Origin of the sequence: Kineococcus sp. DHX-1, assembly GCF_042473625.1 — a bacterium.
Taxonomy (GTDB): Bacteria; Actinomycetota; Actinomycetes; order Actinomycetales; family Kineococcaceae; genus Kineococcus.
On the sequence record NZ_CP170445.1, the window covers coordinates 3,551,756 to 3,565,201 of the forward strand.

Here is a 13,446-nt window from a genome sequence, read left to right on the forward strand (position 1 = left end):
CCACCCTCTCAGTGCGCCGGACGCATCCCCCGAACGGCCCTCTCAGAACACAGGAACCTCAGTAGACTCACGCTTCGTGAGCGCTTCGCTACCGGATGTCGTCGTGGGACTGACCGCCCCGCGGGAGTCCCCGCTGCGCGTCACCACCCGGGACCTGCCCGCCGCCGCCGACTCCCTCGCGGCGTCACCGCCCCCCGCCCCGGGCACGGCGACGCTGCCCGACGAGGTTCCCGGCCTCGTCCTCGCGGACGGGCCCGGGACGACCGGAGCCCAGGGGAGCACGACCGGCGACCTGCTCGACGTCCTGGCTCCCACGACGGGCGAACGCCTCCTGCGGGTGGAGGACACCGGGCCCGACCTCGCCCGCGACATCGCCACGGCGGTCGCGGCCACCAGCCGCACCGACTGGGCCTGGCTCTCGGCCCAGGACCGGGCGCGCTTCCTCTTCGCGGTCTCCGACGTCCTGGCCGGCCACGTCCGAGCCCTCGCCGTCACCGCGGCCCTGACGACCGGCCGTCCCCTGGCCGCCGGTTTCACCCTCGACGCCCCGGCCGCGCACGCCGCCGCGTTCTCCGCCGCCGGCTGGGCCGACAAGCTCGAGAGCGTCGGCGCCGCGCACCGGCCGGGCGGCGGGGTCGTCGTCCTCCTGACGACCTGGCGCACGAGCACGGCCGACGCGCTGAGCGCCGTCGTCGCCGCCCTCGCCACCGGGTGCGGTGTCGTGCTGCGGGCCCGGCCGGCGGCCGCCGCGACCGCGCGGCAGTTCGTCCGGCTCCTGGAGGAGGCCGGGTTGCCGTCCGGGCTCGTCAGGTCGGCCCCGGGCGCCGACGCCGCCACCGACGCGGTCCTGTGGGCCCACCCCGACCTCGTCGCGGTCCGCGCCGACGGCTCCGCCGAGGACCTGCGCTCGGTCGGCGTCGCGCTCGCCGGACGCGGGACGCCGCTGCTGCAGCGCCCCGACGCCCCGCACGTCGACGTCGTCCTCGCGGGCGCCGACCTCGAGGCCGTCTCCGTCGCCCTCGTGGAGGCCGCGATCGGCGGCGCCCACGAGCGTCCCGGCGGGTCCCGCGTGCTCGCGCACCGCTCCGTCGTCGACGCGCTCGTGGCGCGGGTCGCTCCCGTGGTCTCGCGCCTGCACACCGGCCACCCGCTGGACCGCGCGACGGCCGTGGGCCCGGTGCCCACCCCGCACCTGGCGCGGGCCGCGCGCGAGGTGCTCGACGCGACGGCGGGTCTGCCCGCCGGACTGCCCCCGGGCGGCTGGTGGGCACCCCCGGGCATCGCGACCGTCGGCCGGCACAGCGCGTGGCCGCCGCCGGGCCCCGTCCTGGGGGTCCGGTCGGTCCGCTGCGCCGACGACGCCCTGACCCACCTCGCGGGCGCCGGCTCGGTGACCGTCTGGGGAGGCGAGCTCGGCACCGAGGTGCCCGCCCCGCCGGACGCGCGCCGGGACGCCCTCGACCTGCTCCGGGCGTGCCGTGGGTGAACGCCCCGTCCGGCCCCGCTCCCCCGCCCAGAGCGCCGCTCGGCGCGGGCGGGCGCTGCTGGCCGCCGCCGCCGAGGTGGAGTCGGGGCGCCAGCAGTTCGTCGAGCAGGTCCGCCGCGCGCACCGCTGCCGGATCTCCGAGGCCGTGGCGCAGGTCGACGGCTGCATCGACACGATCGTGCGGTGGGCCGGCTGGGCCGACAAGCTCGACCTCGTGCTGCCCGTCGCCGCCGGCGGCCGGCGGCCGCCCCCGCTGGGCGTGCTGGCCCCCGAGGAGTTCCTCGGCGCGGCCCGCGTCCTGTGCTCCGCACTCGCCGCGGGCGCCCGCTGCGTCGTCGCCCACGAGTCCGCCGCGGTGGGCGCGCTCGTCGACGTGGTGGCCGCCGAGTTCCCCGCCGAGGCCGTCACGGTGGTGGCCCGCGACGCCGACACCGTGCGCAAGCTCGCCACGACCGTGACGCTGCTCGACGCGCGGGCGGCCCCCGGCGACTGGGACGCCGAGCTGCGCCTGGCCTGCGCGGAGGCCGGGACCCGCGTCCTGCCGCCGCTGCCCGCCGCGCACCTCGCCGACCTCGACGACCTGGCGCTGGTCGGGCCGCTGTTCACCGGCGCCGTCCGGACCGCCTGACGTCCTCACCAGGGGAACGCGGAGGGCGCGGGCGGGAGCCGTGGACGTCCCGTGCACGTCCGGTGAGCGGGCGGCCGGGCCCTCGGGGGAAACCCTGAACCGACCCTGAAGTTCCTGCCGCACAGCTGTTCTGCGGGACGTCGGCGTGCCTACGGTCCTGCCGTGGACATCCCCTTCCTCCCCCCGCACCTCCTTGGCGACGTGCGCCCCGCCGGCCTCCTCGTGCTGGCCCTGGCGGTCCTCGTCGTGGTCCTGGCCGCTCGCTCCGGCTGGCGCAACGGGGCCTCGCGCCTCGTGCTGGCGCTCCTCGGCCTCGGCGCCGGGGCCTTCGCCGGGTTCACCGTCGCCGACCGGATCGACGCCCGGTGGCCGCAGACGGGCTGGAACGAGCTCGCCCTCGTCGCCGGCACGGTCGTCGTCCTCGCCGTCGTCGGCGCCGGCCTCGGCGGCGCGCTCGGCACCGCCCTGTCCCGGGCGCTGAACGCCGTCCACCTGCGCGTCGTCGACCGTGCCGCCGGCGCTGTCCTGCGCGGCGGACTCGCCGTCCTGGTCCTCGCCTTCGTCCTGCCCCTGCTGCCCGGCAACCCCGTCGGCGGACCGGGTGGCCCCGGCGGGTTCGGCGGAGCCGGTCTGGACCGCGCCCGCCAGGTGGTGACCAGCGCGTTCGACGGCGCCGCCCCCGCCGCCGGGCACGAAGTCGGGCGCCTGGTCGACGCCGCCCCCGGCCGCTGACCCGACCGACGCGCGGACCTCAGCCCCGCCGGCGCCGCGGACGCGCCGAGCGGGGCGGAGCGCTGCGCAGCCGGTCCCGGATCGGGACGAGGACCGCACTGAGCGCCGCGACGTCGCCGTCGGGGACCGCCTCGACGAGCAGGCTGCGCACGACGTCGACGTGCCCGGGCATGACGTCGGCGAGCACCGCCCGACCGCTGTCCGTGAGCCGGACGACGGTGCTCCGCTCGTCCTCCGGTGACGGCTCACGGGCGATGAGGCCCCGCCTCTCCAGCTGTCCCGCCTGGTAGGTGAAGCCGCTGCGGCTGTAGACGATGCGGTCGGCCAGGTCCGTCATGCGGTACTGCGGCGCCCCGGGGGCGGCGAGCAGCGCGAGCACCTGGAACTGCACCGGGCTCAGGTCGCCGTCGGCGCGCAGCTGGTCCGCGACCGCCTGCTGCAGCAGGTTCCCCACCTCGGTGAGGGCGAGGTACGCCGCGAGCTGCTGGTCGCTGAGTCCGTTGCGGTCCACTCATCCAGACTACTTGCGTCGAATTCGAAGCAGTCGCAGTCTCGTCATGTGCTTCGAATTCGGAGCACCTGACGAGAGGAAGCCCACCGTGCGCGCAGTCCAGGTCACCCGCTTCGGAACCCCCGACGTCCTGCAGGTCGCCGAGGTCCACCAGCCCGTCCCCGCCCCCGGCGAGGTGCTCGTCCGGGTCGCCGGCACCACCTTCAACGCCGTCGACGCCGCCATCCGCTCCGGCGTCATGACCGAGCTCATCCCCGTGCAGCTGCCGTACACCCCCGGGCTGGAGGTGGCGGGGACCGTGGTGGTGGACGGCGCGGAGACGGACGAGCACGTCGTGGCCTTCCTCGGCGTCCCGGTCGGCGGCGGCGCGGCGGAGTTCGCCGCCGTCCCCCGGGACCTCCTCGTCCCCGCCCCCCGGTCGGTCCCGCTGGCCGACGCGGCCGTCCTGCCGGTCGCCGGCCTCACCGCGTTCCAGGGCCTGTTCGACCACGGCCGCCTGCAGGCCGGGGAACGCGTCCTGGTCAACGGCGCGGGCGGCGGTGTCGGCGGCTTCGCCGTGCAGCTGGCCAAGCGCGCCGGTGCCCACGTGATCGCCACGGCCGGTCCCCGCAGCCGGGACGCCGTCCTGGCCCGCGGCGCGGACGAGGTCGTCGACTACACCAGCACGTCCCTGACCGACGCCCTCGACGGACCCGTCGACCTGCTCTTCAACAACGTCTCCGGGGACCCGGCGCAGCTGAGCCGCCTCACCGACCTCGTACGCCCCGGCGGGCGCGCCGTGAGCGCTCCGCCGCTGCCGCTGATCGACGACGAGGCGCGCGACGTGCACTGGACGGTCCTGTACGTCCGCAACGACACCGCGCAGCTGGCGGAGCTGGTCCGCCTGGTCGACGCCGGGGAACTCGTCCTCGACGTCTCGCAGCGCCGCCCCCTGGCCGACCTCGCCGCGGTCCACGCGGACGGGGAGGCCGGCAGGTTCCGCGGTCGTGTCGTCGTCACCCTCTGAGGGTCGGAAAACCCCTCGCCGGGAGTTCCCGGCCGAACCTAGCCTCGACGGCGTGACGATCGAGGCGAACCCCTCCGACCCGCTGACCCGGCTCGGCTGGGACGAGGACTGGAACCGCCGGTGGACGGTGTTCCACGCCGGGTTCCGCACCAGCCCCAGCGCGAGTTCCCGGGCGTTCTCCCCCGCGGGCACCCCGGGCGCCGCGCACCCCGCCGCGAACAGCGGCGCGGACACCGAACCCCACCTGCTGCCGGCCCGCGTCGTGCGGGTGCACCGCGGGGCCTGCGACGTGCAGACCCCGCTCGGGCCGCAGCGGGTCGAGGTCCCCGCAGGGACGCTGGTTCCCGAACCCACCACGGGCGACTGGGTCGGTCTGTCGCTCGACGAACCCGACGGGGCCCGGCCCGTCGGCGTCCTGCCCCGCCGCACGGTCCTCGCGCGAGCCTCGGTGACGGGGCGTTCGGCCGAGCACGTGCTGGCGGCGAACGTCGACACGGTGGTCGTCGCGATCGGCGCGGAGTCGCGGACGACGAACGGCCGCGTCGAACGGTTCCTCGCCCTGGCCTGGAACTCCGGCGCGCACCCCGTCGTGGCGCTCACCAAGTGCGACCTCGTTCCCGCCGACGACCTCGAACGGGTGGTCGCGCGGGTCCGGGCCGACGCCGTCGGGGTGGAGGTCGTCCCGGTCCGCCAGGACGACGCGGCCACCGTCGCGCAGTTGCGGAACCACCTGCGGGGCACCGTGGTCCTCCTGGGTTCCTCGGGTGCGGGGAAGTCCACGCTGGCCAACCTCCTGCTCGGTGAGGACCGCTTCGCGGTCGGCGCGGTGCGGTCCGGGGACGGCAAGGGCCGGCACACGACGGTGACGCGGGAACTGCGACCCGTCCCCGGTGGAGGCGAACCCCTCGTCCTCGTCGACACCCCGGGCCTGCGCAGCCTCGGGGTGTCCGACCTCGGCGACGCCCTCGACCGGACGTTCGCCGACGTCGAGGAGATCGCGGTGGACTGCCGGTTCTCCGACTGCTCGCACACCTCCGAACCCGGGTGCGCGGTCCTCGCCGCGATCGACGCCGGCGTGTTCGACCGGCACCGCCTGGAGAACCTGCGCAAGCTGGAGCGGGAGCAGGCGTGGTTCGCCAGCCGGACCGACGCGCGCCTGGCCGCGGACCGGCGCCGGGAGTGGAAGAAGATCGCGAAGGCGAACCGCGACCGCTACACCTGACGGGAGGCCACGCGGGGTTCCCGGCCGAGCCACCCGGACAGCCGTACGTGCGCGGGTGCGTCGTCCGGAACCTCGACCGGCGGGCCGAAGGGGAAACCGTCGCGGTCCGCCGGCACCACGCGGCGCGCGGTCTCGAGGACGACGGCGAGGAACTCCTCGTCGAGCAGGTCCTCCCGCCCGGTCGCCACGGCGAGGTCCACGGCGTGGGTGGCGAACTCCTGGGAGTAGACCGTCGCGCCGGCCGCACCGGGCATGTCGCCGGCCGGGTGGTGCACCGTCGCCGTCAGCACGGCGTCGTCGGCCCACGCGGCGCGGACACCGTCGACGCCGGAGAGGTAGGCCGCGGTGAAACCCCCGTCAGGTTCGGCGTCCAGGAGCGTCGGCAGCTCGAACGGGTACCCGCCGCGGGCGATGTGCGCGACGCGGCGCGTGACGGCGACGAGGTGGCCGATCAGGTCGCCGACCGTCCACTCCGTGCACGGGGTCGGGTCCTGGTGCGCCGTGGTGGGGACGGTCTCGAGCACGCGACCGGCGAGCTCGGCCGCGCGGATCATGGTCTGACGGGGGTCCTCTGCAGTGGTCATGACGGCAGCTTCTCCCCTGAACACGACACCTCCTGTCACCTTCGACTGACATCCTCGGCGAGTGCGCGCCGACCGCCTCCTGTCCCTGCTCTTCCTGCTGCAGACGCACGGTCGCTGCACGGCACCCGACCTCGCCCGGCGCCTGGAGGTCTCCACGCGCACCGTCCTGCGCGACGTCGAGGCGCTGTCCGCGGCCGGGGTGCCGGTGTGGACCGAACGCGGCCGCGGCGGAGGGATCTCGCTGGTCGAGAACTGGCGCACCGACGTCACGGGCTTCACCACGGCCGAGGCGCGCGCCCTCTTCTCCGGCTCCTCCGGCACGGGCGACCCGCAGCGGCCCGCGTGGGAGTCGGCCGTCCGCAAGCTGCTCGCCGCGACGCCGGCGACCCAGCGCGCCCCCTTCGCCCGGGCGGCCGAGCGGATCCTCGTCGAACCGGCCGGGTGGCGCTCCCGCGAGGACCGGCCGGAGCACCTCGCGCCGCTGCAGGAGGCGGTCTTCTCGGCCCGCCGCATCCGGCTGCGCTACCGCTCGGCCGGCGCGACGCGCGTCTCGACGCGCACGCTGGACCCGCTCGGCCTCGTCGCCAAGGGCGGCACCTGGTACCTCGTCGCGGCGCCGACGGAGGCGGGGCGGGACTGGGAGCGGCTGTTCCGCGTGGACCGGGTCGCGGGGGTCGACGTGCTCGACGACCCCGTCCCGGCCGACCTGCCGGCCCTGCCCGCGGTGTGGGAACGACTGCGCGAGCAGGTGGAACGTCCGTCGAAGGGTGGGGTGGACGTCCGGCTGCGGGTGGCGGCCGCCGACGCCGGGATGCTCCTGCGCATCGCCGACGCCCAGCTCCTGTCCGCACCCGTCGTGCAGGAGCTGCCCTCGGACGGGGACGGCGACGAGCGGACCGTGGAGGTGACCGCCACGTTCCGCGCGTTGCCGGCCGCCCGGGCCGTCCTGCTGGGCCTCGGCCGGCTCGTCGTCGTGCTCGAACCCCCCGAGCTCGTCGCCGACCTCGTGGCGACGGCCCGGGACGTCCTCGCGACCTACGAGCCGGGGTGATCCTCAGGCGAAGGCGGGCCGGATGACGTCGCTCGCGAGCGCCACGCGGTCGGGGAAGGGAAGGAAGGACCCGGACAGCGCCGTGATCGTGGCCCGCTCGACGTCGGCGAGGTCCCAGCCGGCCTCGTCGACGAGCAGGGCGAACTCGCGCGACAGCGACGTGCCGGACATGAGCCGGTTGTCGGTGTTGACGCTGATGGAGAAGCCGAGGTCCTTGAGCAGCGTGATGGGGTGCTCGGCCACGCTGGTGGCCGCCCCCGTCTGGACGTTGCTCGACGGGCACAGCTCCAGGACGATCCCGCGGTCGCGGACCCAGGTCGCGAGGCGGCCGAGCGCGGCGTTCGGCAGCCCGTGCGCGTCGCGGCCCTCCCCGACGGTGACGTCCTCGACGATGCGGACGCCGTGCCCGATCCGCTCGGCGCCGCAGGGGTGCAGGGCGTCGGCGATGCTCGGCAGCCCGAACGCCTCCCCGGCGTGGATCGTCACGGGGAAGTTCTCGGCGTGCAGGCGGTCGAAGGCCGCGAGGTGGTTCGAGGGCGGGAACCCGATCTCGGCGCCGGCGATGTCGAACCCGACGACGCCGCCGTCGCGGTGGCGCAGCGCGAGCTCGGCGATCTCCAGGCCGCGGTCGGCGTGCCGCATCGCGGTGACGAGCGTGCCGACGCGGACGGGCGTCCCGGCCGCCGCGGCCCGCTGCTCGCCGCGGCGCATGCCCACCTCGACGGCCTCGACGACCTGGTCGAGGGTCAGTCCCTGCTGCAGGTGCTGTTCGGGGGCGTACCGCAGCTCCCCGTAGACGACGCCGTCCGCGGCGAGGTCGAGGACGGCCTCCTCGGCCACGCGGGCCAGGGACTCGGCGTCCTGCATCACGGCGATGGTGTGGTCGAACGTCTCGAGGTAGCGCACGAGCGTGCCGGAGTCGGCCGCGTCGCGGAACCACGCGCGCAGCTCCTCGGGGTCGGTCGTGGGCAGCCGGTGCCCGTTGGCCGACGCGATCTCGACGATCGTCGCCGGGCGCAGACCGCCGTCGAGGTGGTCGTGGAGGGACACCTTGGGGAGGGCGCGCACGCGCTCCAGGGTGGTCTGCGGGGTGGTGGAGGTCGTCTCGCTCACGGCTTCGATCCTGCCAGTTCGCCGGAGGGGCACCCGCGCACTCCCGGGCCCCGGGCGGCCGAGCGCAGCTCGATGCGCTGACCGGCTGCCGTCGCACCGAGCAGCAGGACGGCTCCGAGCACGCCCGTCAGCCCGAGCGCGTCGCCGGCGAGGGCCACCCCGAACAGCACCGCCCAGAGGGGTTCGGTGCCCAGCAGCAGGCTGGCCCGCGCGGCCGAGGTCCGGCGCACCGCCCAGGACTGCGCGAGGAAGGCGAAGACGCTGCACCCCAGGGCGAGGTACGCCAGTCCCGCCCACTGCGCCGCGCTCGCCGACGTCGCGAAACCCACCGTCGCCCCCGGGGCCAGCACCAGGCCCACGACCGCGCCGACGACGGTCTGGACGAAGGTCAGCCCCCGCAGGTCCAGCGGCACGCGCCGGGTGACCCGGCCGATCGCCGTGACGTGGCAGGCCCGCACGACGGCCGCGGCCAGCACCAGGAGGTCACCGGCCGTGGGAGTGCGCCACCCGCCCCCGCCGACGAGCAGCGCGACGCCCACGACCGCGACGAGGGCCGCGGCGAAGAACGACGGCGGGAGCCACGACCGGGTCCACAGCCCCTCGACGGCCGGGGTCAGCAGGATGGTCGTGGAGATGAGCAGGCCCGCACTCGTCGCCGTCGTCCCCGCGACGCCGTAGGTCTCCAGCAGCAGCACGGCGACCTGCGAGGTGCCCAGGACCAGGCCCCAGCCCAGCTCGTGCCGTCCGACCCGCGCCCGGGTGAGGACCACGACGACCGCGAGCGCGAGCGCCGCCCCGACGTAGCGCAGCGTCAGGACCGGCAGGACCGCACCCGTTCCCGCGCTGCTGTCCAGCAGCACCTTGGCCGCGAGGTAGCTGCTGCCCCACACCACGGCCACGCCCAGCAGCAGGGCGTCCACCCGTCGATCACGCACCCCACCAGCGTCGGCGGTCCCGACTGTTCAGTCCAGCTCGATCTGCTGAACGCGAGGATTAGCATCGCTTCATGGACGAACGGCAGCTGAGCGTGCTGCGCGAGCTCGCCGAACGCGGCAGCCTGGTCGCCGCTGCCCGGGCGCTGCACGTCACCCCGTCGGCCGTGTCCCAGCAACTGGCTGCGCTGCAACGCTCCTGCCCTGCCCCGCTGACCGAACGGCGCGGCCGACGGCTGGTCCTCACCCCGGCCGGCGAGGCGCTGGCCAGCGCCGCCGTGGACGTCGCGGCCGCGCTGGACGCCGCCCGCCGCGCGGTGGGTGACCACCTCGACTCCGCGCACACCCCCGTCTCCGTCGCCGCCTTCCACTCCGCGGCGCTGGCCTGGTTCGGGCCCCTGCTGACCGCCCTCGACGGCACTCCGCCGCTGCGCTGCACGGACGAGGACGTCGCGCAGGACGCCTTCCCCGCCCTCGTCGCCGACCACGACGTCGTCGTCGCCCACCGGCCCGAGGCCTCCCCCGCCTGGCCGGCGCGGCGGGTGCGGGTGGTGCCGCTGCTGCTCGAACCCCTGCACGTGGCGCTGGCGGCCGACCACCCGCTGGCCGGGCGCGAGGAGCTGCGGGTCGCCGACGTCGCCGCCGAGCGCTGGATCTCGGTGCACGAGGGGTTCCCGCTGGCCGGGGTCCTCGACGTGGTCGCGGTCGCCGCGCGCCGGCCCCTGGACGTGGTGCACCGCATCAACGAGTTCTTCGTCGCGGCGTCCGTCGTCGCCGCCGGTGACGCGGTCGCCCTCATGCCGGCCCGCACGAGCCGCCCCGGGCCGGGGGTCGTGCTGCGCCCGCTGGCCGACGTCAGCGTGAACCGCCGGGTCGACGCGCTGCTGCGCCCCGAGGCGCTGTCCCGGCGCGGGGTGCGCACCGTCCTGGACGCCCTGCGCGACGTCGCCGGCTCCCCCGCACCGCCGGAGGCGGGAGGAACGGGTTGAGCTGCAGCGCGCTGCAGGTCCTAGCGTGAGGTCGTGACCCAGAGCACCGACCAGGGCAGCGACGCCCGCCCCACCCCGACCGACGCCGAGCCCCCCGCGGGCGGGATCTTCTCCCGCCGCTACCTCGTGATGACCCTCGGGACGACGGCCCTGGTCTTCCTCTCCGCCTTCGAGAGCCTCGCCGTCACGACGGTGATGCCGCTCGTGGTGGCCGACCTCGGGGGTCGCAGCGCCTACGCGACGGCCTTCGCCGCGACGCTGGCGGCCAGCGTGGTGGGCATGGTCGCCGCGGGCAGCTGGTCGGACCGCCGCGGTCCTGCCCGGCCGCTGCTCACCGCGGTCGTCGTGTTCTGCGCCGGGCTGCTCGTGGCGGCGCTCGCGCCGTCGATGCCCGTCTTCGTCGCCGGCCGGTTCCTGCAGGGCCTGGGGTCCGGCGGGATCAGCGTCACGCTGTACGTCCTCGTCGCCCTGGCCTTCCCCCCGGCGCTGCGGCCGGCCGTGTTCGGCGCGTTCGCCGCCGCCTGGGTCCTGCCCTCGATCGTCGGGCCCGCCGCCGCCGCGTTCGTCGCCACGACGTGGAGCTGGCACTGGGTGTTCTCCGGGGTCCTGGTGCTCGTCCTCGTCGCGGCGGGTGCGGTGCTGCCCACGCTCCTGCGCGTCCGGGCTCCCGTCACGTCGTCGGACGCGTTCCCGCGCGGACGGTTCCTCGCCGCGGCGGGGACGTCGCTGGCGGTCGTCGCCGTCAGCTCGGCCGGCAGCCTGGGCGGCGGCCCGCTCTGGCGGTGGCTCGCGGCTGGCCTCGCCCTGGCCGTGCTCGTCGTGGCGGTCCGGCCACTGCTACCGGCCGGCACGCTGACCGGCCGGCCCGGTCTGCCCTCGGTCGTCCTGCTGCGCGGTCTGCTGGCCGCCACGTTCTTCAGCACCGAGGTGTACCTGCCGCGGATGCTCTTCGAGCGGTTCGACGTCTCGCTGCGCCTGGCCGGGGTCGTGCTGACGGCGGCGGCGGTCGCGTGGGCGTCGGCCTCGGCGGTCCAGGGACGGCTGGGCCCGCGCCTGCCGCACGTGCGGGCCGTGCGGATCGGCACGGTGCTGCTGCTCGTCGGCGTGGCCGCCCAGGCCGCCGTCGCGCTGGTGGACCCGGGGTCCGTCGCGGCCGCGGTCGGCTGCGCTCTGGGCTGGTTCGCCGCCGGCGCCGGCATGGGGCTGGGGTTCCCCCGCACGACGGTCCTGGTCCTGGAGCAGTCGACGCCCGGTCAGGAGGGTTCGGGGTCCTCCGCGCTCACCATCGCCGACGCGGTCGGCGGCGGGACGGCGATGGCCCTGACCGGACTGACCTTCACCGCGTTCGCCGCCGTCTCGGGCTGGGCCTCCTTCGCCGGCACCCTGCCGCTGTGCACGGCGCTCGCCGTCCTGGCGCTCGTCGCGGCCCGCCGCGTCTCACAGCCAGCCCACTGACTGCCCACCGCTCGTCCTGGGGTGGGGCACCGACGGTGTACCCATGACGAGCTACGAAGGCCGCCCGCTCCCCCGCCCCCACGAGGACGTCGACGACCAGGGGCTGGCGTTCGACATCGCGACGATGACGACGCGGATGACCTCCCGCGGGGTCGGACGCCGCCGTGCCCTGGGCCTGCTCGGCCTCGGTGCCACCGGCCTGACGCTCGCGGCGTGCGGGGCCGACGACACGACCACCGGGTCGTCCGCCTCGAGTTCGACCAGCGCGACCACGGCGAGCACCACCTCGCTCACCGAGATCCCCGACGAGACCGCCGGCCCCTACCCCGGCGACGGTTCCAACGGCCCGGACGTCCTGGAGCAGAGCGGGGTCGTCCGCAGCGACATCCGCTCCAGCTTCGGCTCGAGCACGACCACGGCCGAAGGGGTCCCCATGACCCTCACCCTGGACGTCGTCGACCTCGCGGGCGGGAACGTCCCGTTCGAGGGCGTCGCCGTCTACGTCTGGCACTGCAACCGGGACGGTGAGTACTCCCTCTACTCCAGCGACATCGCCGACGAGAACTACCTGCGCGGGGTCCAGGTGGCCGACGCCGACGGGAAGGTGACGTTCACGAGCATCTACCCGGCCTGCTACGACGGCCGCTGGCCGCACGTCCACTTCGAGGTGTACCCGTCGGTCGACGAGATCAGCGACGTCGCGAACTGCATCGCCACGTCGCAGGTGGCACTGCCCGCCGACGCCTGCACCACCGTCTACGCCACCTCGGGGTACGAGGCGTCGGTGACGAACTTCGCGAAGGTGAGCCTGGACACCGACAACGTGTTCGGCGACGACGGCGGCGCCTCCCAGACGCCCACGTACGAGGGCGACCCCACCACGGGCTACACCCTGACGCTGACCGTCGGGGTGGACACCACGACCGAACCCACCGCGGGCACGATGGCCGGCATGGGGTCGGACAGTTCCGGCCACCCCGCCCCCGGCGCGGGTGGGACCCCGCCGTCGGGCGCCCCGGGTTCCGCCGCGGCCTGAGGAGTTGCCCGGCCGGTAGCGTGCCCGGGTGCGCACGAGAACCTGGGGCCTGCTGGCCGGGGCGGTCCTGTCGGAGGTCAGCGCGACGCTGGCCCTGCGGGCCGCGAACGACGACCCGGCGTGGTTCGTCCTCGTCGTGGCCGGGTACGCGGCCGCCTTCGTCCTCCTGGCCGCGGTGCTGCGCGCCGGGATGTCCATCGGCGTCGCGTACGGGTTGTGGGCCGCGACGGGGGTGACCCTCACCGCGGTCGCCGGGGCGTTCCTGTTCGCCGAACCGCTCACGCCCGTGATGGGTGCGGGGATCGCGCTCATCGTCGGCGGAGTGCTGCTCGTGGAACTCGGTGCGCGCCACCCCGGGGAGGACGGGTGAGCTGGGCGTTCCTGGCCGGCGCGGTGCTGTTCGAGGTCGCCGCGACCGCCGTCCTGCGGATGTCCGACGGCGGCCGCCGTCGCCGGTGGCTGCCCGTCACGGCCGCCGGGTACCTCGTCTCGTTCGGCTTCCTCTCCCTGGCCCTGCGGGCGGGGATGCCCGTCGGCGTCGCGTACGGGGTGTGGTCCGCGGTCGGCATCGCGCTCACCGCACTGCTCGCGCGGGCGGTGTTCGGGGACCCGCTGACGCGCACGACGGCCCTCGGCCTGGCCCTCATCGCCGCCGGGGTGCTGCTCGTCGAACTCGGCGCCCACTGAACTCCCGGGGTTTC

Annotated in this window: 15 protein-coding genes; 11 read left to right on the top strand and 4 right to left on the bottom strand. The window is 75.9% G+C overall.

All coding sequences use genetic code 11. The features are described from left to right. Positions 1–76: 76 nt before the first annotated feature. From ACFEMC_RS16955 to ACFEMC_RS16965, 3 genes are all read left to right on the top strand, one after another. Positions 77–1,486: an aldehyde dehydrogenase family protein gene (locus ACFEMC_RS16955; RefSeq protein WP_380170730.1), complete on the top strand. Its 1,410-nt coding sequence runs from the start codon at positions 77–79 to the stop codon at positions 1,484–1,486. Beyond that, positions 1,479–2,114, top strand: a complete 636-nt coding sequence (locus ACFEMC_RS16960) for a hypothetical protein (protein ID WP_380170731.1) — start codon at positions 1,479–1,481, stop codon at positions 2,112–2,114. The genes ACFEMC_RS16955 and ACFEMC_RS16960 overlap by 8 nt, the downstream gene beginning before the upstream one ends. Positions 2,115–2,276: 162 nt before the next feature. After that, the gene (locus tag ACFEMC_RS16965; protein ID WP_380170732.1) at positions 2,277–2,846 is read left to right on the top strand and encodes a CvpA family protein; all 570 of its coding nucleotides are present in this window, start codon (positions 2,277–2,279) and stop codon (positions 2,844–2,846) included. A gap of 19 nt (positions 2,847–2,865) precedes the next feature. Here the strand turns inward: ACFEMC_RS16965 and ACFEMC_RS16970 are convergent, their stop codons facing one another. Continuing rightward, entirely contained in the window at positions 2,866–3,357 is a 492-nt protein-coding gene (locus ACFEMC_RS16970; protein WP_380170733.1) for a MarR family winged helix-turn-helix transcriptional regulator, read from the bottom strand. A gap of 88 nt (positions 3,358–3,445) precedes the next feature. Here ACFEMC_RS16970 and ACFEMC_RS16975 point away from each other — a divergent pair, with 88 nt between their 5' ends. Continuing rightward, on the top strand, positions 3,446–4,363 hold the full coding sequence (locus ACFEMC_RS16975; protein ID WP_380170734.1) for an NADP-dependent oxidoreductase: 918 nt from the start codon (positions 3,446–3,448) through the stop codon (positions 4,361–4,363). A 52-nt stretch (positions 4,364–4,415) separates the two neighbouring features. Continuing rightward, complete coding sequence (rsgA, locus tag ACFEMC_RS16980) at positions 4,416–5,585, top strand: ribosome small subunit-dependent GTPase A (protein ID WP_380170735.1); 1,170 nt, start codon at positions 4,416–4,418, stop codon at positions 5,583–5,585. Here the strand turns inward: rsgA and ACFEMC_RS16985 are convergent. After that, positions 5,576–6,169: a TIGR03086 family metal-binding protein gene (locus tag ACFEMC_RS16985; protein WP_380170736.1), complete on the bottom strand. Its 594-nt coding sequence runs from the start codon at positions 6,167–6,169 to the stop codon at positions 5,576–5,578. The genes rsgA and ACFEMC_RS16985 overlap by 10 nt on opposite strands. Positions 6,170–6,230: 61 nt before the next feature. On the opposite strand from ACFEMC_RS16985, the gene ACFEMC_RS16990 reads away from it, so the two are divergent. Beyond that, positions 6,231–7,220: a helix-turn-helix transcriptional regulator gene (locus ACFEMC_RS16990; protein ID WP_380170737.1), complete on the top strand. Its 990-nt coding sequence runs from the start codon at positions 6,231–6,233 to the stop codon at positions 7,218–7,220. Positions 7,221–7,223: 3 nt separating this feature from the next. Here the strand turns inward: ACFEMC_RS16990 and ACFEMC_RS16995 are convergent, their stop codons facing one another. Further along, complete coding sequence (locus ACFEMC_RS16995) at positions 7,224–8,342, bottom strand: adenosine deaminase (RefSeq protein WP_380176848.1); 1,119 nt, start codon at positions 8,340–8,342, stop codon at positions 7,224–7,226. After that, entirely contained in the window at positions 8,330–9,268 is a 939-nt protein-coding gene (locus ACFEMC_RS17000) for a DMT family transporter (RefSeq protein ID WP_380170738.1), read from the bottom strand. The genes ACFEMC_RS16995 and ACFEMC_RS17000 overlap by 13 nt, the downstream gene beginning before the upstream one ends. A gap of 71 nt (positions 9,269–9,339) precedes the next feature. On the opposite strand from ACFEMC_RS17000, the gene ACFEMC_RS17005 reads away from it, so the two are divergent. From ACFEMC_RS17005 to ACFEMC_RS17025, 5 genes are read left to right on the top strand one after another with little or no spacing between them, the layout of a single operon-like run. Next, a complete protein-coding gene (locus tag ACFEMC_RS17005) occupies positions 9,340–10,254 on the top strand; it encodes a LysR family transcriptional regulator (protein ID WP_380170739.1) in 915 nt (304 codons plus the stop codon). A 33-nt stretch (positions 10,255–10,287) separates the two neighbouring features. Next, positions 10,288–11,709, top strand: coding sequence for an MFS transporter (locus ACFEMC_RS17010; protein WP_380170740.1), 1,422 nt, complete (start codon positions 10,288–10,290; stop codon positions 11,707–11,709). A 43-nt stretch (positions 11,710–11,752) separates the two neighbouring features. Then, positions 11,753–12,745: an intradiol ring-cleavage dioxygenase gene (locus ACFEMC_RS17015; protein ID WP_380170741.1), complete on the top strand. Its 993-nt coding sequence runs from the start codon at positions 11,753–11,755 to the stop codon at positions 12,743–12,745. Between the two features lie 28 nt (positions 12,746–12,773). Continuing rightward, on the top strand, positions 12,774–13,115 hold the full coding sequence (locus tag ACFEMC_RS17020; RefSeq protein ID WP_380170742.1) for a DMT family transporter: 342 nt from the start codon (positions 12,774–12,776) through the stop codon (positions 13,113–13,115). After that, positions 13,112–13,432 (top strand): DMT family transporter, encoded by a 321-nt coding sequence (locus ACFEMC_RS17025; protein ID WP_380170743.1) that lies wholly within the window; start codon positions 13,112–13,114, stop codon positions 13,430–13,432. The genes ACFEMC_RS17020 and ACFEMC_RS17025 overlap by 4 nt, the downstream gene beginning before the upstream one ends. Positions 13,433–13,446 lie beyond the last annotated feature (14 nt).